Origin of the sequence: Afipia broomeae ATCC 49717 (assembly GCF_000314675.2) — a bacterium.
Taxonomy (GTDB): domain Bacteria; phylum Pseudomonadota; class Alphaproteobacteria; order Rhizobiales; family Xanthobacteraceae; genus Afipia; species Afipia broomeae.
In genome coordinates this window covers 65,175-90,107 of record NZ_KB375285.1, presented here as the reverse complement: position 1 = coordinate 90,107, position 24,933 = coordinate 65,175, and the positions used below count along the sequence as shown (strand labels likewise).

24 protein-coding genes are annotated in these 24,933 nt (G+C 66.2%); 21 read left to right on the top strand and 3 right to left on the bottom strand.

The genetic code is table 11. The features are described 5' to 3' along the window. The first annotated feature begins 2 nt into the window (after positions 1–2). Genes HMPREF9695_RS24945 through HMPREF9695_RS24925 form a run of 5 tightly spaced genes read left to right on the top strand, consistent with a single transcriptional unit; the run spans position 3 to position 2,965 of the window. On the top strand, positions 3–572 hold the full coding sequence (locus HMPREF9695_RS24945; RefSeq protein ID WP_244434414.1) for a thermonuclease family protein: 570 nt from the start codon (positions 3–5) through the stop codon (positions 570–572). Next, positions 569–1,120 (top strand): hypothetical protein, encoded by a 552-nt coding sequence (locus tag HMPREF9695_RS24940; protein WP_006023709.1) that lies wholly within the window; start codon positions 569–571, stop codon positions 1,118–1,120. The genes HMPREF9695_RS24945 and HMPREF9695_RS24940 overlap by 4 nt, the downstream gene beginning before the upstream one ends. Positions 1,121–1,131: 11 nt before the next feature. Beyond that, complete coding sequence (locus HMPREF9695_RS24935; RefSeq protein ID WP_006023708.1) at positions 1,132–1,788, top strand: hypothetical protein; 657 nt, start codon at positions 1,132–1,134, stop codon at positions 1,786–1,788. Positions 1,789–1,802: 14 nt separating this feature from the next. After that, a complete protein-coding gene (locus HMPREF9695_RS24930) occupies positions 1,803–2,279 on the top strand; it encodes a hypothetical protein (protein WP_006023707.1) in 477 nt (158 codons plus the stop codon). Further along, positions 2,276–2,965, top strand: a complete 690-nt coding sequence (locus HMPREF9695_RS24925) for a hypothetical protein (RefSeq protein WP_006023706.1) — start codon at positions 2,276–2,278, stop codon at positions 2,963–2,965. Before HMPREF9695_RS24930 ends, HMPREF9695_RS24925 begins: the two co-directional genes overlap by 4 nt. A 12-nt stretch (positions 2,966–2,977) precedes the next feature. Here the strand turns inward: HMPREF9695_RS24925 and HMPREF9695_RS24920 are convergent, their stop codons facing one another. The 3 genes from HMPREF9695_RS24920 to HMPREF9695_RS26085 all read right to left on the bottom strand — a co-directional run bounded on the left by HMPREF9695_RS24920 (position 2,978) and on the right by HMPREF9695_RS26085 (position 4,555). Continuing rightward, positions 2,978–3,223, bottom strand: a complete 246-nt coding sequence (locus HMPREF9695_RS24920; RefSeq protein ID WP_006023705.1) for a hypothetical protein — start codon at positions 3,221–3,223, stop codon at positions 2,978–2,980. 27 nt (positions 3,224–3,250) lie between these two features. Continuing rightward, positions 3,251–3,874, bottom strand: coding sequence for an acyl-homoserine-lactone synthase (locus HMPREF9695_RS24915; RefSeq protein WP_006023704.1), 624 nt, complete (start codon positions 3,872–3,874; stop codon positions 3,251–3,253). A gap of 369 nt (positions 3,875–4,243) precedes the next feature. Continuing rightward, positions 4,244–4,555, bottom strand: a complete 312-nt coding sequence (locus tag HMPREF9695_RS26085; protein ID WP_083875224.1) for a transcriptional repressor TraM — start codon at positions 4,553–4,555, stop codon at positions 4,244–4,246. Between the two features lie 770 nt (positions 4,556–5,325). Between HMPREF9695_RS26085 and HMPREF9695_RS24910 the strand changes: the two genes are divergently transcribed. The 16 genes from HMPREF9695_RS24910 (at position 5,326) to HMPREF9695_RS24830 (ending at position 24,594) form a co-directional block, all read left to right on the top strand. Then, a complete protein-coding gene (locus HMPREF9695_RS24910; protein ID WP_024921637.1) occupies positions 5,326–6,249 on the top strand; it encodes a DUF3991 and toprim domain-containing protein in 924 nt (307 codons plus the stop codon). A 207-nt stretch (positions 6,250–6,456) separates the two neighbouring features. Beyond that, complete coding sequence (locus HMPREF9695_RS24905; protein WP_006023702.1) at positions 6,457–6,846, top strand: hypothetical protein; 390 nt, start codon at positions 6,457–6,459, stop codon at positions 6,844–6,846. Positions 6,847–6,919: 73 nt separating this feature from the next. Continuing rightward, positions 6,920–7,687 carry a hypothetical protein gene (locus HMPREF9695_RS26795; RefSeq protein ID WP_006023701.1) on the top strand — a complete coding sequence of 256 codons (768 nt, stop codon included), beginning with the start codon at positions 6,920–6,922 and terminating at the stop codon, positions 7,685–7,687. 174 nt (positions 7,688–7,861) lie between these two features. Further along, the gene (locus HMPREF9695_RS24895) at positions 7,862–8,467 is read left to right on the top strand and encodes a DUF1419 domain-containing protein (RefSeq protein WP_006023700.1); all 606 of its coding nucleotides are present in this window, start codon (positions 7,862–7,864) and stop codon (positions 8,465–8,467) included. Between the two features lie 169 nt (positions 8,468–8,636). After that, entirely contained in the window at positions 8,637–13,736 is a 5,100-nt protein-coding gene (locus HMPREF9695_RS24890) for a DEAD/DEAH box helicase family protein (protein WP_006023699.1), read from the top strand. 250 nt (positions 13,737–13,986) lie between these two features. Then, a complete protein-coding gene (locus tag HMPREF9695_RS24885; protein ID WP_006023698.1) occupies positions 13,987–15,660 on the top strand; it encodes a ParB/RepB/Spo0J family partition protein in 1,674 nt (557 codons plus the stop codon). 87 nt (positions 15,661–15,747) lie between these two features. Further along, positions 15,748–16,224, top strand: coding sequence for a hypothetical protein (locus tag HMPREF9695_RS24880; RefSeq protein WP_006023697.1), 477 nt, complete (start codon positions 15,748–15,750; stop codon positions 16,222–16,224). Next, positions 16,221–17,111 carry a DUF7007 domain-containing protein gene (locus HMPREF9695_RS24875; RefSeq protein WP_006023696.1) on the top strand — a complete coding sequence of 297 codons (891 nt, stop codon included), beginning with the start codon at positions 16,221–16,223 and terminating at the stop codon, positions 17,109–17,111. The genes HMPREF9695_RS24880 and HMPREF9695_RS24875 overlap by 4 nt, the downstream gene beginning before the upstream one ends. Further along, positions 17,108–17,518 (top strand): hypothetical protein, encoded by a 411-nt coding sequence (locus HMPREF9695_RS24870; protein ID WP_006023695.1) that lies wholly within the window; start codon positions 17,108–17,110, stop codon positions 17,516–17,518. The genes HMPREF9695_RS24875 and HMPREF9695_RS24870 overlap by 4 nt, the downstream gene beginning before the upstream one ends. Positions 17,519–17,904: 386 nt before the next feature. Next, a complete protein-coding gene (locus HMPREF9695_RS24865; RefSeq protein WP_006023694.1) occupies positions 17,905–18,492 on the top strand; it encodes a hypothetical protein in 588 nt (195 codons plus the stop codon). 337 nt (positions 18,493–18,829) lie between these two features. After that, on the top strand, positions 18,830–19,756 hold the full coding sequence (locus HMPREF9695_RS24855) for an ArdC family protein (protein WP_006023693.1): 927 nt from the start codon (positions 18,830–18,832) through the stop codon (positions 19,754–19,756). Positions 19,757–19,834: 78 nt separating this feature from the next. Further along, on the top strand, positions 19,835–20,140 hold the full coding sequence (locus HMPREF9695_RS24850; protein WP_006023692.1) for a type II toxin-antitoxin system RelB/DinJ family antitoxin: 306 nt from the start codon (positions 19,835–19,837) through the stop codon (positions 20,138–20,140). Beyond that, positions 20,137–20,430 carry a type II toxin-antitoxin system RelE/ParE family toxin gene (locus tag HMPREF9695_RS24845; protein ID WP_006023691.1) on the top strand — a complete coding sequence of 98 codons (294 nt, stop codon included), beginning with the start codon at positions 20,137–20,139 and terminating at the stop codon, positions 20,428–20,430. The genes HMPREF9695_RS24850 and HMPREF9695_RS24845 overlap by 4 nt, the downstream gene beginning before the upstream one ends. Before the next feature lie 261 nt (positions 20,431–20,691). Continuing rightward, positions 20,692–21,444, top strand: coding sequence for an ImuA family protein (locus tag HMPREF9695_RS24840; protein ID WP_024921641.1), 753 nt, complete (start codon positions 20,692–20,694; stop codon positions 21,442–21,444). Beyond that, positions 21,359–22,882 carry a Y-family DNA polymerase gene (locus HMPREF9695_RS24835; RefSeq protein ID WP_006023689.1) on the top strand — a complete coding sequence of 508 codons (1,524 nt, stop codon included), beginning with the start codon at positions 21,359–21,361 and terminating at the stop codon, positions 22,880–22,882. The genes HMPREF9695_RS24840 and HMPREF9695_RS24835 overlap by 86 nt, the downstream gene beginning before the upstream one ends. Then, positions 22,879–24,594 (top strand): PHP domain-containing protein, encoded by a 1,716-nt coding sequence (locus HMPREF9695_RS24830; protein ID WP_006023688.1) that lies wholly within the window; start codon positions 22,879–22,881, stop codon positions 24,592–24,594. The genes HMPREF9695_RS24835 and HMPREF9695_RS24830 overlap by 4 nt, the downstream gene beginning before the upstream one ends. Positions 24,595–24,933 lie beyond the last annotated feature (339 nt).

Here is a 24,933-nt window from a genome sequence, read left to right as displayed (position 1 = left end):
CCGTGTTTCTCGCCATCTCGCTCCTGGCGGCCGCGACGACAACCAAGGCTGGCGCGCAGCCGGCCGATCGGAACGAGGGCATTTACGCGCCGCAGCTGCCGCTTCAATCGCCGCCGCTGCGGGTCGAGGTCATCAATGGGGTGCGGTTCCGCGATATCGAGACGGGCGCGGCCTACCGGCTCTACGGCATTGATACCTGCGCGCCGGAGCAGACCGCGCGCTTGGGCAGGCAGCCCTGGCCGTGCGGCACGATGGCGACATCGTGGCTCGTCACGGCGACCCTCAACGCCTGGCTCGCCTGCAGGACATTGCGGGACGAGGCGTCAGAGCACCTGGTGCGGTGCGCCACGGCGGGCCATCCCGACATCGCTGCCGATATGTTGCGCGCCGGCATCGCCGTAGCGCTCCCCGGAACGGACAGGGACCCGGCGATCCGTGCCTACGTCCAAGCCGAGCAGGACGCGCGCAAAGCCTATCGGGGGCTCTGGTCGAGTACATTCCAGATGCCCTGGGAGTGGCGTGCCAAACGCCCGGCCGCGCCGCCGCTCGCCCGGTTCGAGGCAACGCCATGAGCCGTACCGCCGTCGTTCTCTCTCTTCCCATCATGCTCGTGCTGTCAGCCTGCGCCGCGCCGCAGCCATGGCCGGTGACGGACTATGGGCCGCCCGCGCGCGAACCGATGTACACCCCCGCCGCCGTCAAGCCCGGCCGTCTGGAATATGCCCCCGATCGGTCGACGTTTGCCCCCATCCTTACCGAGCGTTTTCCCTATCCGACCCAGCCGGAGGCGAACGCGGCCTATCGTCGGCTTCTCGCCGGCTCTGCCCGGGAAGGCAACTTCCCCGCATCGGTGTGGCTGTTCGGGTGCAAGCCGGGCGCGCTGGACGAACAAACCGCCCGTGTGATCCGCTACCGCGGTCCCGTCGTCCATTGCGCGACGGATTTTCTGGACGGCAGTGGCCGTCGCCTTCGCCGCGAAGCGGTAAATTTTTATTACTACGGCGACGTCTGGAACATGCAGCCCGTCTACCCGCCGCGCAGCGTGGTGCCATGGCGCAATCGGGAGCGTTCGCCGAAGGATTTCTGGCGGTGGCTGCCCGGCCGCGACCGCTACGAATAGCAGGCGGCACAATGCGCGCGGCAAGGCAGTTGAGTCATTATATTAGATGTTGTATTAAAGGCACATCGCCGGCCTTTCGCAGCTCTGCCATTTTTGTCCTGGCGATGGGGATCGCAGGGATGATGAACACCCAAGCCCGCGCGCAAACGGTGACGCCCGATCCGGGGACGTGGCGACCGATGGCATATGCGGATCTTCAGCTGCCCTCTCGCGCGACCGCCACCTACACCGACATCTGGAAGGACGCGATCGAACGCAACAACCAAGGCTATCGGCAGCGTGGGGATCATCGCTTCGCGGGCGGCAATGCGCCCGTCACCGAAGCCCATTTCGTCATCTGGAGCCGCGGTCGTTCCGTTGTCCTCAGTATCCTCAACACGGCGATTGGATGCACGATCAAGACCGCAGTGCCGCAGGCGCGCGCGACGGTGAAGCTCTGCCCCATGCGGATTGCGATTTACGAGGGGATCCAGGTGCGCACTCTCGAGGGCGGCCGCGCTTGCTTCCTTGAGCTTGAGCCAGGCGCATCGCCCGATCCGACGGTGTCCGCGGCCTATGCATCCTACGACGTTCCGAACCGGACGTTGAAGACGGGCATGATCGTCAACCATAACGCTGTCGACGGCTGCTCGCTGGATGTGCCGCTGAACCGCCGCGACGCTGATTGAGGAGAACAATAGAAATGCACTTTCGGATGATCTGTCTGCTTGCTGCGACCGCCCTTGTCGGCGCGGTGCCAGCAGCCGCGGCCGACGCGGCTTTCAGCTACAAGACCTCGTATCGCAACGTGACCCAGGACCCCGACAAGGTCTGGACGGGTGATGCGCTCGCGGCCGGCTCGTCCGGCACCGTGACCATTCACGAATATGAATTGCGCACGCCGCGCGGCGACTTCTTGATCTCGCAGATTTGGAACGACGACTGCACATCCGGCACCTGCCCTACCCGCCTTGTGCGCGTCGCCCCCCATCAGCAGCCGACCGTCCTGGTCGACGATATGATGCATCAGATCGTGCCTCCTGATGATCCGCGCTTCGCCGCGATGGCCGCCGACAAGGCGCAGGCGGCGTTCGCACAGCGTCCCTTCGCGTTGACCGACGACGGGAAGACGCTCGTCAACGGCGATTTCACCTTTGCGATTCCGGAGGGCAAGCCATGACAGCGCGCGCTGTTCGCGGCATCCTGGCCGATGCGGGTCTCCTGCTGTGTCTGTCGGGGGCGGCAGCGTTCGCCGGAGAATCAGCCGCCAATCTTACTGCGGCGGGCATCCCGTCGAACTGTGCGGATTTCGCTGCGAAAGTGTCCAGCAGCGAAGGAAATTTCGGCACCACAAATCAGTTCGGCTGCCTCGGAGCATTCCAATTTTGCCCCGGCACCTTCGAACGCTATTACAGCGGCAGCGCGCAAAGCTTTCTCGACGATCCCTCCGCCCAGGTCGCCGCCTGGACCCGGTACGAACAGAATGAGTGGTCGAAGGCGCAGAGTAACGGCATGACCTCGCTGATCGGACAGCAGGTATGTTACGGCGGCCACTGCGCCACGATCGACCAATCTTCCATCCTCATGGCCTGCCAGTTCGGCTGCGGCCAGCGCGGGAAGCTCGCGAACTACGCTGCGAGCGGCGACTGCAATGCCCGCAACGTCAAGGATGGCAACGGGGTAAGCGTGTGCAGCTACCTCATCCGCGGCGCCGGATATGACGCCTCCTGCTTTACCGGAGACCAGTCGGCGGTTTGCCAGCAGACGCCGACCGGGCCGGGCGATTTTCCGACCTCGACCGGTATAGCCGCCAATCCGCCACCGCCATCGACAGCGTCGATCATCGTCAATCCGACAGACGTCTAGGTACCGCCCAGATCAGTTTTTCTCGGAAGGGTCGCGGATGATCCAGGGAGCAAAATAATTGAGTTCCTCCTCGGTCGAGGAACAGAGATCTCCGCCACGATAATGAGCATGAACCATGGCCCAAAACACAACCTCGTCGGAGCGCCCGGCGAACAAAGCTTTTTGCAAGGTGCGACCGATCAGCGTCACCGCCCGCGAATGTTCATATCGGGCGTGAAGTTCGTGAGCGATGATCTTGGTATCCGCAGTTCTTATCATAGAATAACTCCATGCTGATACGGACCATCACGCAACTGACGGCCAGTTAGACATCGGCAGCACCGACTCGTTGGAGCCTCGTGCGGCCCGGATTGTTTCAAGGGTCTCGCGGTTGAAGGACATGCGCAGGGCAATAACTTCGTCGCGGCCAATACGCTGGGGAAAACCGAGTGATCGGACGAAGAACCGCAATTGCATCGCGATTAACATCAACCGCCAGTCGATCGCGACCGTGACTGTGTCAACCTGATGCTCAATGCCCCATTCGACGACGCCTTGGGCGAGTTCGAGAAAGGGACTGTCACCGCGCGGTCGGTGTTCGCGATAGCTACGCGCAACGCTGAAGCGTGTCCACTCGAACACATGTTCGCCGCGTGGCGGCGTGTGCCGGCACAGATCCGTCAACACATCGCTCAATAAATGCGGGCGAGTGGTTGGTAACAGCCGCTGATAGCCGACGATCTCCTCGTCGCGCAGACAGATGTGATGGATTGCATGCCGATCGTCGAATCGATCGCGCTCGCGACCGCCCGGCTGGCGCAGTTCCTCCCAGCCCTTTTCTTCGACAAAAATTGAATGCCGAAACCGAAAGGCGCGGTCCATCAATGTCTCGTATCGACCGACGTCCGAGCCTGGAATGACCATCAGCATGAAATGCACCTCGACCAGATGACAGAGCCGAGTTGGTCATGTCCATCGCCAGCGCGGTATGGGCACAAAGGTCCATTGCAATCAGACTAGCGCGCGCATTGTCTGTTCTTGGAGATATTTCAATAAATGAAAAAACGAAACGCCTATTAGTACGGCGACTCTTCGGCGGACTTAGCTCAGGTGCGATCGCGGCGACACTATCATCGCTATAAAGGTCGCCAGGTCATCTGCCTTTGTTCTTGATCCGCTTCTGGTCGTGCTAAGATTTCGACCATGAAACCCGCCGAATAAACACGGCGCTAGCCAATAACGCTACGCCGGGGCATCACAAAGCCAGATTTTGCACCACGGCCCCGTTCTTTGCGCCAATCAATTCTTTCGTCTTCGCGGAACCGCTCCACAAGACGCGTGAAGAGGAAGCGAGGTTTTTGCCCCTGACGGCATGTAGCCCAGTTCGTCGCAGCGTTCCCGAAAAGTCATCCGCCGCCGCTCGTTTTGCGCCTCGGCCAATTCGCACTGGATGCCGTGCTCTTCGTCGGTGAGACCCTCGGGGCGGCAGACCGAGCAGGTGCCGAGGTGAAAAACCCGTTCCCACTCCACCAACGCCTGCACATAGGCGCGATGAGCCTCAATCGTGCGCGATTCAAGAGAAGTGCGCCCTCGCGCCTTGGCCCTGATCACTCGATCCTCCGTGGGGAGGTGCCTGCGGTACGCCCCCGCAAACGAACCCTCTCTGACTCTTGGTGATCGGGGAGTTCGAAACCGTGCTAGACGGCCCTGTGGCCTTTAGTTCGGGTGAACCTGTTGCATACGCCACAGGCTCCCCGACCATAAGGTCAAGGAGTGCGGTGCCGTGTCGGCCGGCACCAACCGCTAGCAGGGGTTTCGACGCCCCAGGGCAGCGCGTACTGCCCCACTCGACTCATAACCGTTCGTTCGCTCGGCTTCTAGATCAATTTCGGTAAACCATCGATTGCCAGGCAAGGAGCGTTCGCGTCGTCCGATGAGTCTGAAACTTGAATTCGTCGATTGTGTGTGATCTCCGTCGCCGCCGCTGGCGAGCGAGAGCGCATATAGGCCGCAAGACGGACCTACCGCGTTCGCCGACTTCGCCACCACACCAGACGCCCGTTCGCTCGCGTCCACCCAAAAGGCCGCCGGGCTTCGCTGATCTCGGCTTCTCATTCCGCATGCCAATTCCGACCAGAGCGCAGGTTGCCGGCAAAGTACGTGGTGCCTGTTTTTTCGAATTGGTGATCGATGCCGCTGGCGCGTTGCTGGATGCAAGGGAGGCTTCGCCGCGGTCGAGATCTCGGGCCGCGACGGCTTGCCAGCGCGCCCTTGCATCCGGCACGCTTCGCGGCAGACGGGCGCCGTGCCCTCGGGATAAGGCGAGGCAGGTCAACCGAAGAAAGGACCGGGGTATGTGCGATGCGCGCCCGGTGAAGGCGATGGAGAAAAAGGAAATCGAAGAACTGCGAAGCAAGGTCGGTTGCGCCGCGCTGCTTCAACAGGACGGCTGGAAAATCGATCTAAAGGAGAGCACGCGGCGCGCCATGAAATTCCGCCGCGATGCCAATATCATTATCGTCATTCACAACGATCGCGGCTGGTTTGACCCGTTGTCGACCGCGAAAGGCGACGTGTTTGATCTCGCCGAGCATCTCGGTGCGCAGGGCTTTCCCGAAGCCTGCGCATGGGTCGCGTCCCTGGTCGGGTTCGTGCCCACCCCGCTCGCGTGGCAGCGCGAGGTCCGGTCCTCCCCGCTTAGCTCCATCGCCGACCGCTGGGCGCGTCGGAGTCTCCCGCGGTCGGGCTCGGCGACCTGGCGCTATCTCACCGAGACACGCGGGCTTCCCGATACGATCGTCGCCGTGGCGGTCGGCCAAGGCATGGTCCGCGAGGGGCCGCATGGCAGCATGTGGGCGGCTCATCGCAGCGAGAACGGCATCGTGGTCGGCTGGGAGGAGCGCGGCCCCCAATGGCGCGGATATGCGACCGGCGGGGCCAAAGAGCTGTTCCGGCTCGGCCCGTCGGCCGCCGCGCGCGTCTGCATCACTGAAGCGGCGATCGATGCCATGAGTCTCGCCGCGATCCAGGTCATGCGGCCCGATACGCTCTACGTCAGCACCGGCGGCGGCTGGTCTCCTGCGAGCGAGGATGCGATCCGCCGCTTAGCGGCACGGCCGAACACGCATCTCGTCGCGGCGACCGACAACAATCGCCAGGGTGATGTCTATGCCGAGCGCGTCCAGGCGATCGCGGTCCAGACGAGCGCGACCTATGCACGCGCGCGACCGCGCGCCGGCGATTGGAACGAGGACCTGAACCTGCTGCTCGCCCGGCTCGCTGAGCCGCTTGCGGCCGCCGGCTGACCGACCCGCTCTCAACCCTACCGCTCGAAGGGTCGACGAAGCGGGCAAGAGGGTATCGGCGGAAAGAGGCAATGGCGTCGCTGCCGCATGCCCGGCCGGCGCGTCAAGGGGGGCTTCGCCCGCTTGGCCAGCGGCCCTTGACCCGCCGGACCGGAGAGGCGGCCGCCCCGAGGGTGTCTTCAACACCCGAAGGGAAGGACGACTCCGATGCCCATCTTCACGATCGAAACCACCTATCGCCTGCCGGTCTATCGGCAGCGCAATTACGAGGCGGAGAGCCTCGCCGAGGCCTGCCGGCTCGCCGTCGAGGACGACGACTGGGACAACGAGAAGCACGACTACGAGACCGCCGGCGAGACCTATGTCACCGGCGTCTGGGAAGGCCGCGACAGCGCCTATAGGGGCCCGTCCGTGCTGGTCCCATCGCACTATCGCGAGACCGTGCAGCGCAAGGCCGATCACTTCGAGGTGCTGCTCGGCCTGGTGAAGGTGCTGAGCGGCGCCGAGGCGTCGGATCGCGCCTATTGGCAGGACCGCGCCGTGTCCGCGATCGCCAAGGCCGAAGCCATCCTCGCCGGCGCCCGCGATCCGGACTGATCCGGCGCCGGCATCCACCATCCCCGCAATCACGCCCGGCCCTGCCGGGCTTTGTCATTTTCAGGAGGCCGACATGGCCAGCTACTTCGTGCCGACCGTCGTGCAGACGACGATTTCCAACCCCGACATGACGCCGCTCGAGCGGCTCGTGCTCTCGCATATCTTCGAGGCCGAGCCTGATGGCGACGGGCTCTATTTCTTCGCCGAGGAAAGCCCCGCCGAGTGCATCGAGGTCGACGCAGCCGAGCTGCGCGCCGCGCACCGGGATTCGGCCGGCGTCGACTGCGTTCTCGACTCCATCGCCGCAGAGCGCCTGGCGGAGACCGCCGATGCCGACACCCACATCGAGCTCGACCTATCCATGACGTCATGGGCGACGATCTTCCAGGACATCGTGCGGCGATCGCCAACGCTCGGGGAAATTGTCGTGACGTCGGCGTTCACCTGCTCGCGGATGCGTCCGGACGGATTCGGCGGCATGGCCACCCTCATCACCGCCGACGCGATCCGATCCTGCGCGACCGACGAGATGATCGCGCAATTCCGCGACGAAGCTGCCGCGGCGGCCGCGCCGCCCAGCCATGTGCTCCTGCGTTTCGACGAAGCCGAAGTGCGCACGATGATCGGCGAGATCATCGCCTTTGACGGTGCGCTGACGCGCCTGTCGCCGGATGCGGTGAGCGACGACGACATCCACGCCGCGAGCCTCGCCGCCGTGGCCGCCACGGATCTCGCGGAGGAACGAGGCTCGGCGCTCTTCAAGGCCGCGCTCGGCGCGATCGGCAATGCCGAGCGGCGTCTCGCGGAGGAGCAAAAAGAAGGGAGGAAAGAAGAGGAATGAAGGCGCGATGCCGCATGCCCGGCCGGCGCGTCAAGGGAGGCTTCGCCCGCGTGCCGCGGCCCTTGACCCGCCGGACCGGAGAGGCGGCCCGCGGAAAGGCGTGATGAAGGGCTGAAATGATGAGGGATCAGGCGATCGCTCGCGCTTCGGCCCGCAAGGCTGAAAGGAGCCGCCATGCACGCCGTCCCGACAATCCGCAAGGTCTTCCAGGGCGTCGCCACGCGCCGTGAGATGTACCGCATGTTCAATCGCCATCGCGGTGATCCCGCATACAGCGCAGGCGACTGCGCGCAGCTCTTCGCCGGAGAGTGGTTCGAGATCGCCGAGGCCGAGCATGATTACATGCTCGAGATCCTGCCGCCGCTGTTCATGCGCGGCGATCTGTTCGCGCTGCGCGAGTTCATGACGGACAGCGTGACCAGCATCTTCTTCGCACTCGTCATCGACGGTCGCCAGCGCTGGTTTCACGGCTATTGCGACCTCTCCGATCGCGCGTCGCCCGATCGGATGAAGGCCGCGATCATCGAGCGCGAGTCGCGGCCGGTCCGCGCCATGACGCGCGAGGAGCGGCTCGAGCACATCTGGTCGAGCACGCATGACGACTATCGCGGCTATGCCGGCGAACGCTGGCCCGCCTCCATGCGCGGCCGCCGCACGGTGCTCGTCTATGCCGGCGGGCACGGCACCGTGCTGAAGCTCCTCGACGAACTCAGCGACGCCGAGATCGCGGCGAAGCTGCCGGTTCAGCTCCGGCATCTGCCCGAGACGATCGCGGCCTAGCCCCGCGCCGTCCTCTTCGACCTGCGAACAGCCCGGCCGCATGCCGGGCTTCGCATTTCCGCAGCCGGCCGATCGCGCCGGCTCTCCCGTCAATCCCGCAACGCCGTGCCGTCCGCCGCCCTCCGCGGCGGCGGCGCGGTCGCGCGCGCCCAGCAGAAGGACTTTCCCAATGGCGCAGGACGACCCTTTCACCCTCGACCTCTTCGGAAACACGGCGCTTTCGTCGGGCCTCGGCCTCGGCGTCACCGCCTTCGCTGCCGACATCACCGGCGATGACGATCCCGACGATGATCCGCCGCCGCCGCCGTCCCCCGCGGCGCCGGCGGCCGCATCGGCGCGGCCCGCTCGACCCGGTTCACGCAAGCGGGGCGCCAATTTTCATCTCGCCGGCGACCGCGGCCTGGCCAGGGGCTGGAAGCAGCGCGCCCGCGACAGCATCGCGGCCGTGCGGCTCGCTGCAGAGATCGAGGCCGATGAACGGCCCGCTACGCGCGACGAGCAGGAACGGCTGATACGCTTCACTGGCTTCGGCGCCTCTGAGCTCGCCAATGGCGTCTTCCGCCGCCCGGGCGAGACCGGCTTCACGAAAGGCTGGGACGAGATCGGCGCCGAGTTGCAGGACGCCGTCGACGATGCCGATTACGCCTCGCTGGCGCGCTGCACGCAATACGCCCATTTCACTCCCGAGTTCATCGTCCGCGCCATCTGGGCGGGCGTGCAGCGGCTCGGCTGGCGCGGCGGCCGCGTGCTCGAGCCCGGCATCGGCAACGGCCTGTTTCCCGCGCTCATGCCGGAGGCGCTGCGCGACGTTAGCCATGTCACCGGCGTCGAGCTCGATCCCGTCACGGCGCGCATCGCCCGGCTCCTGCAGCCGCGCGCTCGCATCGTCACCGGCGACTTCACGCGCACGGAGCTGCCGCCGCGGTTCGATCTTGTCATCGGCAACCCGCCCTTCTCCGATCGAACCGTGCGCTCGGATCGCGCGCTACGCTCGCTCGGCCTGCGACTCCACGATTACTTCATCGTCAAGGCGATCCGGCTGCTGAAGCCGGGCGCTCTCGCAGCCTTCGTCACGTCGCATGGCACGATGGACAAGGCCGATGCCGGCGCGCGCGACGAGATCGCGAAGCACGCCGATCTCGTCGGTGCGGTCCGGCTGCCCGAAGGCAGCTTCCGCGCCGACGCAGGCACCGACGTCGTGGTCGACATCCTGTTCTTTCGCCGGCGCAAGCATGGCGAAGCCGAAGGCGACCTGTCCTGGCTCGATCTCGAGGAGGTGCGCGACGCGACTGCGGACGAGGGCGCCATTCGCGTCAATCGCTGGTTCGCCAGCCATCCCGACATGGTGCTCGGCGCACATGCGCTGACCTCCGGCCCCTTCGGCGAGACCTACACCTGTATGCCGAATGAAGGCGACGACCTCGCGACCGCGCTCCCCGCCGCGGTCGCTCGCCTTCCCGCCGCTCTCTATGACGGCGAGCCGGAGCCGATCGACTTCGAGGCGGAAGACGAGGTGTCGTCCACGCAGACGACAGGCGCTACGGGTCTTACGGCGCGGGAGGGAAGCTACCTCCTCGATAATCGGCACGGCCTGATGCAGGTCCTCGACGGCGGTCCCGTCGCCGTCGCGGTGCGCAAGGGCCGCAGCGCCGAGGGCGTTCCGGAAAAGCACGTCCGCATCATCAGCAAGCTGATCCCGATCCGCGAGGCCGTGCGAGAGGTTCTGAAGTGCCAGGAGCTCGACCGGCCGTGGAGGGACGCGCAGGTCAGGCTGCGGATCGCCTGGTCGAATTTCGTGCGCAGCTTCGGCCCGATCAACGCGACCGTCGTCTCCACGACGGAGGACCCGGAAACGGGCGAGGTCCGCGAGACGCATCGCCGTCCCAATCTGCAGCCCTTTCTCGACGATCCCGATTGTTGGCTCGTGGCGTCGATCGAGGACTACGACCTCGAATCCGATACGGCGCGGCCGGGCCCGATCTTCACCGAGCGCGTGATCGCGCCGCCGGCGCCGCCCGTCATCACCAGCGCGGTCGATGCGCTGGCCGTCGTGCTCAACGAGCGCGGCCATGTCGATCCCGACCATATCGCGGAGCTGCTGCATCGCGATGTCGAGGACGTGATTGCCGAGCTCGGCAGCGCCATCTTCCGCGATCCGTCGGACGGCTCCTGGCAGAGCGCCGACGCCTATCTCTCCGGCGCGGTCCGCTCGAAGCTCGTCGCGGCCGAGGCCGCGGCGGCTCTCGATCCGGCCTATGAGCGCAATGTCGCGGCGCTGCGCGATGTGCAGCCTGCCGATCTTCGGCCCTCGGACATCACGGCGCGGCTCGGCGCGCCGTGGATTCCGGCCGACGACATCATGGCCTTCGTCAAGGAGACGATGGGCGCGGACATCAAGATCCACCACACGCCGGAACTGGCGTCGTGGACGGTCGAGGCCCGCCAGCTCGGCTGGATCGCCGCCGGCACGTCGGAATGGGGCACCGACCGGCGGCACGCCGGCCAGCTTCTCTCCGACGCGCTCAATTCGTCCGTGCCGCAGATCTTCGACACGATCAGAGACGGCGACAGCGAGCGCCGCGTCCTCAACGTCGTCGACACCGAGGCGGCGAAGGAGAAGCTTCAGAAGATCAAGACCGCGTTCCAGACCTGGATCTGGAGCGATCCGGATCGCACGGATCGGCTGGCGCGGGTCTATAATGATCGCTTCAACAACATTGTGCCGCGCGCCTTCGACGGCTCGCATCTGAAGCTGCCGGGCGCATCCGGCGCCTTCGTCCTCTACGATCATCAGAAGCGCGGCATCTGGCGCATCATCGCCGCGGGCGCGACCTACCTCGTCCACGCCGTCGGCGCCGGCAAGACCATGACGATGGCGGCCGCCATCATGGAGCAGCGCCGGCTCGGCCTGATCGCTAAGGCGATGCTCGTCGTGCCCGGCCATTGCCTGGCGCAGGCCGCGCGCGAATTTCTGGCGCTCTATCCGAACGCCCGCATCCTCGTCGCCGACGAGACCAACTTCAGCAAGGATAAGCGCGCCAGATTCTTGTCGCGGGCGGCGACCGCGACCTGGGACGCCATCATCATCACGCACTCGGCCTTTCGCTTCATCGGCGTGCCGTCGGCTTTCGAGCAGCAGATGATCCAGGACGAGCTGGAGCTCTACGAGACACTGCTGACCAAGGTCGAGAGCGATGACCGCGTCTCGCGCAAGCGTCTCGAGCGGCTGAAGGAGGGGTTGAAGGAGCGCCTGGAGTCGCTCGCCACGCGCAAGGACGATCTCCTCACCATCTCGGAGATCGGCGTCGACCAGATCATCGTCGACGAGGCGCAGGAATTCCGCAAGCTGTCCTTCGCCACGAATATGTCGACGCTGAAGGGCGTCGATCCCAACGGCTCGCAGCGCGCCTGGGACCTCTATGTGAAGTCCCGCTTCATCGAGACGAAAAATCCCGGCCGCGCGCTTGTGCTTGCGTCGGGCACGCCGATCACGAACACGCTCGGCGAAATGTATTCGGTGCAGCGCTATCTCGGCTACGCCGCCCTCCGCGAGCGCGGCTTGCACGAGTTCGACGCCTGGGCCTCGACCTTCGGCGACGTCTCGACCGAGCTCGAGCTTCAGCCCTCCGGTAGATATAAGCCGGTCACGCGCTTCGCGACTTTCGTCAACGTCCCCGAGCTGATCGCCATGTTCCGGTCCTTCGCCGACGTGGTGATGCCGGAGGACCTGCGCCGTTACGTGAAGATTCCGGCGATCTCGACCGGCAAGCGCCAGATCGTGACGGCGAAGCCGACGCCGGCGTTCAAGCGCTACCAGCTCCAGCTCGATGCGCGCATCAAGGCGATCGAGATGCGCGACCGTCCGCCGGAGCCGGGCGACGACATCTGGCTCTCCGTCATCACCGACGGCCGCCATGCCGCGATCGACCTTCGCCTGGTCGACCCGGACAACGACGACGAGGCGGACAACAAGCTGAACCTGATGATCGGCAACGCGCTGCGCATCTGGCACGAAACGGCCGCTGACGCCTACGTGCGTGCCGACGGCAAGCCCTATGAGCTGCCCGGCGCCGCGCAGATGATCTTCGCCGATCTCGGGACGATCTCCGTGGAGAAGAGTCGCGGATTCTCGGCCTATCGCTGGATCAGGGACGAGCTCGTCCGCATGGGCGTGCCGCCAGGCGAAATCGCCTTCATGCAGGACTACAAGAAGTCGGAGGCGAAGCAGCGCCTGTTCGGCGACGTGCGCGCCGGCAAGGTCCGCTTCCTGATCGGCTCCTCCGACACGATGGGCACCGGCGTCAACGCGCAGCTCCGCCTGAAGGCACTGCATCACCTCGACGTGCCCTGGCTCCCCTCGCAGATCGCCCAGCGCGAGGGGCGGATCGAGCGCCAGGGCAATCAGCACGACGTCATCGACATCTTCGCCTATGCGACCGAAGGCTCACTCGATGCCACGATGTGGCAGAACAATGAGCGCAAGGCCCGCTTCATCGCGGCCGCGCTGTCGGGCGACACCTCGATCCGCCGTCTGGAGGACCTCGGCGAAGGCCAGGCCAACCAGTTCGCGATGGCGAAGGCGATCGCATCGGGCGACCAGCGTCTGATGCTCAAGGCCGGACTCGAAGCCGACATCGCGCGGCTCGAACGGCTCCGCGCCGCCCACATCGACGACCAGCATGCGGTGCGCCGCCAGCTCCGCGACGCCGAGCGTGACATCGAGTTCTGCATGCGGCGCATCGCCGAGATCGGCGAGGATATTGAGCGCCTCACACCGACGAGCGGCGAGGCCTTCGCGGCGATAATCGCCGGCAAGCGCCATGTCGAGCGCAAGGAGGCCGGCCGCGCGCTGATGAAGGAAATCCTGACCCTCGTCCAGCTTCAGCAGGAGGGCGAGAGCATCATCGCATCGATCGGCGGCTTCGATCTCGAATATTCCGGCGAGCGCTTCGGCCGCGACGGCTATCGCTACGGCACCATGCTGCTCCGCACCGGATCGGAATACGAGATCGAGCTTCCGGTCACGGTGACGCCGCTCGGCGCGATCTCGCGTCTCGAGCATGCGCTCGACGATTTTGAAGGTGAACGCGAGCGCTACCGCCAGCGCCTCGCCGACGCCCGCCGCAGGCTCGCCTCTTACCAGTCGCGCGACAACGGCAATTTCGCCTTCGCCGTTGAGCTGGCAGAAAAGCGCCGGCAATTGGCGGAGGTGGAGGAAGCCCTGGCGAGCGATGTTGAGGGAGGCCGCGAACAGGCCGCCGCGGCATGAAGATGAAAAGGTGATGAGAAAGGCCCGCTCGCAGATCGGCCAGGCCGGCAACGCTTGAGCTCAACCGCCGCCTGCGCGAGCCCGGCCCGTCGTCCTTCGCAGGGCTGTTAGCCCCGCTCGTCCGGCCGGGCAGGGCTGCTCGGCCGCAGTTGTGCCGGCCCGACCGCTCCGCGGGCCGGGGGGTGTCTTCGGAAAGAAGACGAGGAAGGGCCGCGAGGCGCGGTCCGCCAACCCCGAAAAGGAGCATCCCATGTATCTCTTGAAAGTCGATCCGCGCGCGCTCGTCGAGAATCCCGACCATTCGCGCCAGACCAAGTCGACGCCGCAGGCCGACGCGCTGTTGCTGGCCTCGATCAAGGCCGTCGGCATCGTGCAGCCGCCCGTCGTGTCGCAGCAGGCCGATGGCGGCAACGGCTTCCTCATCAACGCCGGCCGGCGCCGCGTGCGCCTCGCCATCGCCGCGGGCCTCGAGGAAATCGACGTGCTCGTCGATGACGCCGCGAACGACAACGGCGCCATGCGCTCCTTTGTCGAGAACATCGCGCGCGAGCCGCTGAACCCGGTCGATCAGTGGCGCGCGATCGAACGCCTTGTTGCGCTCGGCTGGACGGAAGAGGCGATCGGCGTCGCCCTCACGCTGCCGGTGCGGCAGGTCAGGAAGCTCCGCCTGCTCGCGAATGTGCTGCCGGCGATGCTCGATCATATGGCCAAGGGCGACATGCCCGACGAGCGTCAGCTCCGCACGATCGCGGCGGCCTCGCCCGACGAGCAGAAGGAAGTCTGGAAGAAACACAAGCCGTTCAAGGCCGATCCGCAGGTGTCGTGGTGGAGCGTCGCGCAGGCGCTGACCAAGGCCCGCATGTACGCACGTCATGCGAGCTTCGGCGACGACCTCGCCCAGGCCTACGGCATCCAGTGGGTCGAGGACCTGTTCGCGCCGGCCGATGAGGATAGCCGCTACACGACGGACGTCGAGGCCTTCCTCGGCGCGCAGCAGGAGTGGATGGCGGCGAACCTGCCGAAGAAGGGCATCATCGCCGAGGCGACGAACTATGGCGAGGTGAAGCTGCCGCCGAAGGCCGAGCGCGTCTATGGCAAGCCGTCGAAGAGCGATTGCACGGCCATGTATCTCGACCGCGACGGCCGCGTGCAGACGGTGCATTACCGCATGCCCACGGCGAAGAAGCCGAAGGGCAAGGGCGCGTCCGCCGGCACTGATGCGGCGGATGAGACCGGCGCGATCTCGAAGCCGCGTCCGGACGTGACGCGCAAGGGCGTCGAGATGATCGGCGACTTCCGCACCGACGCGCTGCATGAGGCGCTCGCCCGTGCGCCGATCGAGGACGATGCGCTGATGGCGCTGCTGATCCTCGCCTTCGCCGGTCAGAACGTCTCCGTCGCGTCCGCCAGCGCCGGGACCTATTACGGCAATCGCCGGATCGCTCGCCATGCGGTGAACCTGTTCGATCAGGAAGGTCAGCTCGTGCTCGACAACGACGCGCTCCGCGTCGCGGCACGGTCGATCCTCGCCGAGGTGCTGTCGTGCCGGGAGAACCGTACCGACAGCGGCATCGTCGCGCGCGTCGCCGGCGATGTCGTCGGCGCCGACAACTTCCTGCCGAATATGGGCAGTGACGACTTCCTGTCGTGTCTGTCGCGCGTCGCGCTGGAGGGCTCGTGCAAGGATACGCCGGTCCTGCCGCGCCAGAAGGTGAAGGACACGCGGGCCGCCCTGGTCGAGCACTTCAAGGAGGGCCGCTTCGTCCATCCGGCCGCGTTGTTCGCCCCGGACAGGACCGCGCTCCTGAGCTGGATCGCGTCGAACGCCGTCGCCGAAGACGACGAGTCCGACGAGCCGATCGAAGACAGCGAGGATGGCGGCGAAGCCGCTGACGACGAGGCCTTCCGCGAAGCCGCGGAATAGCGCCGACCTTCTTCTCTCCCGAACGACCGCCGCCGCCGGCCCATGCCGGCGGCGGCTTCATTTCCACCATCCGCAAAGGAGGACATCATGTCCGCACAGTTGATTTATGACCTCGCGCCGCTTGGCTCGATCATTCGCTTCTCCGACGGCGCGCCGCGCCCGCCGGAACGCCATCGCAGGAAGTTCTCCGCCTGGGAGAACAACAACAGCGCTGGTCGCCTCATCCGCAAGCAGGCCGAGCGCCGGGCCGGCAATACGGTCATCGGCGCAAGCATCACCTTGCATGCAGGCGACTATGGCAGCGCCGGCGTCGTGGTGCTCCGTGTCCACCGGACGTTTTCGGTCGACAGCAGTCTGAAGTTCGTCGTCACCGAACGACCGAAGGTCGGTTCGGTCCAGGTGCTCGACCGGCCGGGCGACGACGGCGAGCTGGTCTATCTCGCCAGCCATCGCGGCGACGCGCAGGAGTGGCTGACGCGGCATGGCTACCCGAACGCTGTGCTGCGCGAGATCTCGGCCGACGAGGTTGCCGCCGCCGTCGTGGAGGGGAGGACGGCCGCATGAGCACGACCGCACCCTCCACCACGATGATCGCGGATTCTGCGACCGCATTTCCGCCGATCGCGTTCGGCCGCACAGCAGAGGGCATTCTCGTCGCCTGTGTCGCCGACACCGCCTTCGCCATGCTGCCGGCGCGCGATGGCCGGCACTATCTCGCCACCGGCTGGCGCATCGGCCGGCCGATGGCCGAATGGAAGCGATCCGACTTTTACGGTCATGCCGGCGAGCTCGCCGACGAGGTGGCGTTCCGCTGCAAGGTCGCGGAAAACGCGGAGCATCAGCGCGAGAAGCGCGCGCTCGGCCGCCGCGAGATCGGCTCCACGGCGAATACGCCGTGGGGCCGCTCGCAGGGCGCGGCCCTCTATGCCGAGGGTGTCGTCTGCCATTCGACCGCCGGTCATGGCGGCTTCCACCTCTCAGCCGAGCGCAATCGCAAGGTCCATTCCATGCTGCGGTCGCGCGGCGGCTGGTACGAGGAAGATGCAGGCTGGGCGATCGTCGCGCTCACCTTCCCGCATCTCTTCACCAGCTATGAGCGGCGCTGCGCCGAGCGCACGATCAAGGATAGCTGGCCGGACGCCTGGGAAGCGATCTTCGGCACGATCCTTCAGCCCGGCGAGTCTCTTGAAAAGGATCGCCGCGCCTTCGAGCAGCGGCACGCCGACGACTGGATCGTCGTATCGGCGATTACATCGGATCAGCAGCCGGGCTTTGTCGAAGTCGTCGCCACGCCCGGCGGCCGCCGTGGTGCGGGCACCGAGGAACGGCGCTTCCTCGTGCCGTCCGGCGAGTACCAGGTCGGACGCTTCGGCTTCGTCGTCGATGAGGCGCGTCATCCGGTCCATTCCGGCCCGTCGAGCTTCATCGGCTGGCAGGGGAGGGCGCGATGACAGCTTCCCCGCAACGCATCGCGCAGCTCTCGCGCATGGAAGAGGCGCGCCGCCAGACGCAGCGCCAGCTCGACATGATCGACCGGCAGATCATCCGTCGCATGACGGCGCTGATTCCACAGCTCGGTCGCAAGCGTGCCGCATATCGCCACGGCAAGCCCGCCGATCCGAGCGCGTTCCTCGAGCGCTACCGCTCGAACCTCGCCGCCATCACGGCCGAGCGCCAGCCCGAGATCGACGCCCTGTCGCGCAAGCTCGCCCGGCAGGATGCGGCGATCGAGGCATTGCGTGAACGCTGCGGCGCCGGGCCATGCGGGTCAAGGCCGGCTCAGCCGGCAGACGCCGCCGCTGTCGAGGATGGCAGGCGCGCTTGTCGGCCGGGAGAGCAGCGCGGCGGGCTGATCTAGCCGCATCGCGCGTCATCGCCATGCGCATGCAAGCGGCACGGCGTGTCGTGAGCGTGGTGATCGGCGTGGCCAGGTCCATCCTTTCCGGCATCGCCAACCCGGCCCGCACCCTGTCGGCCCGCCCCTCGGGTTTGCTGCGGTCTACGCCCCCGGCGGTCCGCTTCAAGACCAAGCCGCAAGCGGCCGGAGCCCGCCAATCTCGACAAGGCCCGGCCGCGGCCTGCGCAGGGCTGGAGCCCCGCTTGTCCGCAACCGGACCTCGCTCGCCTGGCGGCTTCCGGGTCTTGAAGCGGCCCTCGTGCCGGCGGCGCCGGGCGACCGCACCCGAAGGGGGTCCGGCAGGGGCCGGATCGACCCCGACGGCGCAACCAGGAAAGGACACTCCCATGACCAAGACCGCTCGCGCATCCCGCCCCAGCGCCCGCGTTGTCCAGCTTCGCCGCGGCACCACGGTCGAAATGATCCGGCTCGTCTGCCCCGACGCAGCGCAGGCCACCCGCATCGCCGAGAGCTTCGGTCTCACCATCCTCGACAGTGACGGCATCCGCGATCTGCATCAGCGGCTCATCACCGAGACTGCGGACGTGCTCGGCGAGGGCCTCAGCGAACGCGCCATGCAGATCCACCTGCAGCGAATCGTCGGCTCCTATGTCGGCTCCGCCCACGGCGCCGGGCAGTTCTACAGCCGGGCCGTGACCGACGCCCGCGAGGCGACGGCGCGATTGGCCAACGACGCCCGCGACGAGGACCTCGACGGACCCGTCGGCTTCGACTCCGCGGCCCAGCGCAAGCGCGAGTTCGCCGCCGAAGTCGGGGTGCAGGCGCACGCCCTGCGCATGGCGGCCGAAGGCGCGATCGCCGCTTACGAGCACGTCGTCGGCGAGAGCTGGAAGCCGTTCGAGCGTCAGCCCGAGCATCCCGGCGAGACCGTCAGCCGCAAGGCGGCCGAGGTCCAGATGGCGGCATTCGAGTGATGCCGCCGGCGGGGCTTCGGCCCCGCCTTTCTTCCTCTCCGACCAATTCCGGCCGGTCCTTCGGGACCGGCTTTTTTCATGTCGCGCAGCGCGGACGCGAAAAGAAGGGCGGAAAGGAGAAATGCGGGCGGCCATCGCCGCCCGTCTCGGCTTTCGGTCCATGCTCCGGCCTGCGCGGCAGCGCAACGGCGTGGCCGTCCTCCACTGACGTTCCGGTCCGGCGCGTCGCCAGTCATCTCGCTCATGAACCTCAACCGGATGCGCGGCCGTGCGGGCCTCCGCGGCGGACCGCCGTGACGGGCCGCGATGGGCGCGGCCTCCAACGGAGGTTCGAATCATGACTGGTAAGGAAACAAAGTCCCGCGTCGACGTCTATGCGCGGATCACAGATCGCATCGTCGCCGACCTGGAACGCGGTGTTCGCCCGTGGATTCAGCCGTGGAGCGCCGCGAACGGCGCCGGACGCATCACGCGGCCCCTGCGCCACAACGGCCTGCCCTATCAGGGCATCAATGTCGTACTGCTCTGGTCGGAGGCCGTGGCGCGCGGCTTCGCCTCGCCGATCTGGATGACGTTCAAGCAGGCCCTCGAGCTCGGCGGCAATGTCCGGAAGGGTGAGACCGGCACGACCGTCGTCTACGCCAATCGGTTCACGAGAACGGAGACCGACGAGCATGGCGACGAGGTGGAGCGCGCGATTCCGTTTCTGCGCGCCTACGCCGTGTTTTGCGTCGACCAGATCGAGGGCCTGCCGGAGCGCTTCTACGCCCGGCCGGCGGCGCCCGCAGCGCCGGCGCAGCGCATCGCCCATGCCGACGCATTCTTTGCCAACACCGGCGCCGTCATCCGGCACGGCGGCGACAAAGCGTTCTTCGCGCCATCGCTCGATCTCATTCAGATGCCGCCCTTCGACTCGTTCCGCGACCCGGAAAGCTACTACGCCACGCTGGCTCATGAGACGGTGCACTGGGCAGGCGCGGAGCACCGGCTCAACCGGGATCTCTCGCGCTATCATAGCGACCGCAGTGAACGCGCTCGCGAAGAGCTGATCGCGGATCTGGGCGCTTGCTTCGTCAGCGCCGATCTCGGTATCGTCCCCGAGCTTGAGCCGCGCGCCGATCATGCGAGCTACCTCGCATCCTGGCTCGCGGTCCTCGCCAACGACAGGCGCTTCATCTTCTCGGCCGCCGCGCACGCGCAGCGGGCCTGCGCCTATCTGCATGGTCTGCAGCCGCAGGCGGTGACTGTGCCGGAGGCGGCCTGATGCTCTCCGATCCAGCCTTTGACTGGGGCTGGCATTCGTCATTCAATTGCATTACATTTCCTTGGAAAGGAGGCGATCATGGCCACAAATGCGCTTGTCCAGACCCGAATCGACGCTGACGTACGAGACCGCGCGTCCGCCGTGCTCGAGGGCATAGGGCTCACGGTGTCGGACGCCGTGCGCATCCTGCTCACCCGAACCGCCAATGAAGGCGCGCTTCCGCTGGAACTCGTCACCAACAGCGAGGCGCATGACGCCTGGTTCCGGATGAAGGTGCAGGATGCGCTGCAGGATACGCGCCCCGACGTGCCTGACGAGCAGGCCGAGACCCATTTCGCCGCGCGCCGCGCGGACGCCCGGCGCAAGGCCGCCGGCGGATCGTGAAACTCGTCTGGTCGGCCTTCGCGCTCGCCGATCGCGACGGCATCTTCACCCATATCGAAGCGGACAATCCGCGCGCGGCGATCGCCGTCGACGAGCGGATCGCCACCGCAGCGCGCCGCTTGGTCGACTTTCCGGAGAGCGGCCGTCCCGGCCGCGTCGCCGGCACGCGCGAGCTCGTCATCACCGGCACGCCCTATGTGGCAGCCTACGCCGTGACCGCTGAGACGATCCGAATTCTGCGCGTCCTGCACGGCGCCCAAAGATGGCCGGATGAGCTGCCGCAAGGCTGAGCCGGCATCATCACCCCTTTTTCTGGGGTGGCAGTTGGAGGCTGCGAGGCAGATCGTAGGGCAGCCGCGGCGACATCATGCTTCTGGATGAACGAACACCGGCGATTTTCTCAGCCCCGCCCGCAAAGGCAAAGCCCTTCTCGCGTCCCGATCGCCTCACCTCAGACGCGATTCGCTCAACCGCTCTTGACTCTCGCCCCAACAACACAGAACAAATAGAGAACATGATGCAAGAGCCATCGCAGGAGGTCAAGGATCAACGTGCGGCCGCAGCCCGCCATAGAGTCGTTGCGCGCGCAAATCGAGAAGATCGAGGGTCGAACCCCGCGCGCGAAATCGGTGCTTCCATTCGGAATCGCCGAGGTGGACTCACGACTTCCCGGCGGAGGGCTGGCACTCGGCGCTCTGCACGAGGTGGCGGGCGGCGGATTCGGCGCCGTTGACGGCGCGGCCGCAGCCCTCTTCGCCGGCGGCGTCGCAGCGCGGACGAAAGGCAAGGTCCTGTGGTGTATCACGCGCCCAGACCTTTTCGCGCCCGCACTTGCCCAGGCAGGTTTGCCGCCCGACAGGGTGATCTACGTCGAGGCGGGTGACGACAAGTCGCTTCTCGCCTGCATGGAGGAGGGTCTTCGTCATGGCGGACTGGGCGCCGTCGTTGGCGAGGTCGCGCGTCTCTCGATGACTGCGTCACGGCGACTCCAACTCGCCGCTGAAGGAGCCGGTACGATCGGTATCGCGCTCCGGCGCTGGCGGCGCCAGACCGAGGCAGCCGATTTCGGGCAACCGACCGCAGCCATGACGCGCTGGAGAATTTCGGTGTTGCCCTCGTCGCCGCTTCCGGTTCCCGGTGTGGGCCGTCATCGATGGCTCGTCGAATTGATCCGCGCCCGCGCGGGCGAGAGTGCAGATTTCGAGTTGGAGGCTTGCGATGACACGGGTTGCCTCGCTCTTCCTGCCGAGCTGGTCGACCGACCGGCTGCGGCGGAAGGGCGGCGACGCGGCGCCTCCGCTTGAGGCCCCGCTCATCCTGATCGGCCGGGAAGGAAGCCGGCGCGTGGTGGTGTCGGCGGATGCCGCCGCGCGAGCGGCCGGCCTGCGGCCTGGCATGGCGGTCGCGAAGGCGCAGGTCCTCGTACGGGACTTGCTCATCCAGGATGCCGATCCGGTCGCAGATTTCGAGGCGCTCGAGCGCCTCGCCTTATGGGTGCTGCAACGCTTTGCCCCCATCGTCGCGGTGGATGGCGACGACGGCATCGTGATCGACACCACGGGCGCCGACCATCTCCATGGCGGTGAAGAGGCGATGCTCGATGCGCTCGTCGGGCGCCTTGCCATGTCCGGCATCGCCGCGCGGGCCGCCGTCGCCGACAGCTGGGGCGCCGCGCACGCCTTCGCCCGCTATCTCGCGCAGCCAGCTTTCGTGGCAGCACCCGGGCATGGGCCGGCGACGGTCTCGCCGTTGCCGCTGGAAGCGCTGCGCCTGCCCGCCGCCACGACCCACGATCTGCGTGTGCTCGGCTTCGAGTGGATCGGGGACCTCCTATTGCAGCCGCGTGCGCCGCTGACGCTTCGTTTCGGTCCCGAGCTCGGGCGGCGGCTCGATCAGGCGATCGGCGCGGCGGCGGAGCCGATCGATCCGGTTCGGCCGGCCGATCTCATCGAGGTCCGGCGCAGTTTTGCCGAACCGATCGGCGCCGCCGAGACCATCGCGCGTTACATCAGCAAGCTCGTCGTCGCGCTGTGCGAACGCCTTGAGGAAATCGACCTCGGTGCGCGACGGCTAGATCTTCATCTGCGGCGCGTCGACAACCAGCGCCAGGCAATCCGCGTCGGCATGGCTGTGCCCGTTCGCGACGCGAAGCGCCTCACCCGCCTCTTGTGCGACAGGATCGAGACGATCGATCCCGGCTTCGGCATTGAAGTCCTGACCCTCGTCGCAAGCATCGCCGAACCATTGGTCCGCAAGCAGACCGTCAGCGCGCTCATCGAAGAGGCCATCCCCGATGTGTCTGACCTGATCGACACGCTGGCCAACCGCGTCGGTGAGCGCGCCATCTACCGCGCGGCGCCGCTATCGAGCGACGTGCCCGAGCGGGCCGTCGCTCGAATTCCTGCGATGGCGCCCGATACCGGCGCCACCTGGCCGGGCCATTGGCCGCGACCGGCCCGCCTGCTGCCGCGCCCCGAGCCGATTGAGACCGTCGCGCTCTTGCCCGACCATCCGCCGGTCACTTTTACCTGGCGTGGTATCCGCCGCCGTGTGCGACGGGCCGACGGGCCCGAGCGCGTGTTCGGCGAATGGTGGAAGCGTGATGCCGAACTCGTCGCGGTGCGCGACTATTTCCGGCTCGAGGACGAGGCCGGCGAGCGATATTGGGTGTATCGCGCCGGCGACGGCGAAGACGCTGCGACCGGATCGCATCGCTGGTTCATGCACGGGGTGTTCGGATGAGCACCCATCGCTATGTCGAGTTGCAAACGACATCGCACTTCAGCTTCCTGCGCGGAGCCTCCTCGGCCGACGAGCTCTTCGCCCAGGCGGCGGTGCAGGGCATCGAGGCGCTCGCGATCGTCGACCGCAACAGCCTCGCCGGCATCGTGCGCGCACACGAAGCTTCGAAGGCAACCGGCGTGCGCCTGATCGTCGGCTGCCGCCTCGATCTCTCCGACGGCATGTCGCTCTTGGTCTATCCGAGCGACCGGTCCGCTTATTCGCGGCTCTGCCGATTGCTCTCGCTAGGCAAGCGACGCGCCGGCAAGGGCAAGTGCAGCCTCGGATGGGCCGATGTCGTTGCTTACGGCGAGGGCCTCATCGTGGTGCTCGTGCCGGACACGGCCGATGATGATTGCCGATTGCACCTGCGCCAGCTGCACGACGCATTCGCCGATCGCGCCTATATGGCGCTCACGCTCCGGCGCCGGCCGAACGATCAACTGCGGCTTCACGCGCTCTCGAACGCCGCTGCGGCCGCGAAGGTCCGAACCGTCGTGACCAATGACGTCCTCTTCCACGCGCCCGATCGCCGGATCCTGCAGGACGTTGTCACATGCATCCGGCACAACGTCACGATCGACGCGCTCGGCGATCGGCGCGAGCGGCATGCCGATCGCTTTCTCAAGCCGCCCGAGGAGATGCATCGCCTCTTCACGCGTTACTCCGACGCTTTGGCGCGCACGCTTGAAATCGCCGATCGCTGCCGTTTTTCGCTCGACGAGCTCGCCTATCAATATCCGGAGGAGCGCGACGATCCTTCGCTCTCGCCGCAGGAGACGCTTGAAAAGCTCACCTGGGAGGGCGCGGCGACGCGCTATCCCGAAGGGCTGCCCGACGAGGTGCGCGCTGTCCTCCAGCACGAGCTGCGCCTCATCAACAAACTCGACTACGCGCCGTATTTCCTGACGGTTAACAGCATCGTCAGGTTCGCGCGCTCACGCGACATCCTGTGCCAGGGACGCGGCTCGGCCGCGAATTCCGCCGTCTGCTACGTTCTCGGCATCACCTCGATCGATCCCGGACGCAACGACCTGTTGTTCGAGCGCTTCGTCAGCGAAGAGCGCCGCGAGCCGCCCGACATCGACGTCGATTTTGAACACGAAAGGCGAGAGATCGTCATGCAGTGGGTGTTCGAGACCTACGGCCGCGATCATGCCGCTCTGTGCTCGACCGTGATCCGTTATCGCACGAAAGGCGCATTGCGCGATGTCGGCAAGGCGCTCGGCCTGCCCGAAGATCTGATTTCGTCGCTCTCCGGCCAGGTTTGGGGCTGGTCCGAGGAAGGCGTTGAAAATCGCCATGTCGAGGAGCTCAACCTCAATCTTGCCGATCGACGGCTGCGATTGACGCTCGATCTCGCGCGCCAGCTCATGGGCGCGCCACGACATCTCTCACAGCACCCCGGCGGCTTTGTCTTGACCCACGATCGGCTCGACGATCTCGTGCCGATCGAACCGGCGAGCATGAAGGACCGGCAGGTCATCGAGTGGGACAAGGACGATATCGACGCGTTGCGATTTATGAAGGTCGACGTCCTCGCCTTGGGCATGCTCACCTGCATGAAGAAGGGTCTCGATCTGCTCGCGCACCACAAGGGCGTCGAGCTCGACCTTGCGACGATTCCTGCCGAGGATCCTCGTACCTACGCCATGATGGCCCCTGAACATTAAAGGGGCACAGATATACGGTAGAAAGTTCAGATCACGAACAGCGACGGGCTTCCGCGCCACAGTCGAAGGTCGTAGAAGGGTGGAACTTTGCCGTTCGTCTCGCCCATCGGAACGAGACGCCATTCACAACACAAGCACCTAGGTTTGAACGCGGAAATGAGACATTTGCGGATGTAACAACCTTGCCGCAATGCAGCATCGTCCGCCTTGCACGCGGCGAAGGGTCACTTCACTGACGGATAGAGTCACAAAACCTTCGCGACCTTGACATCGAAGTGTCATCCACGAGCCCTACTGTATTGCGAAACGCAATCTCTGCGTCATTCACATTACAGATGG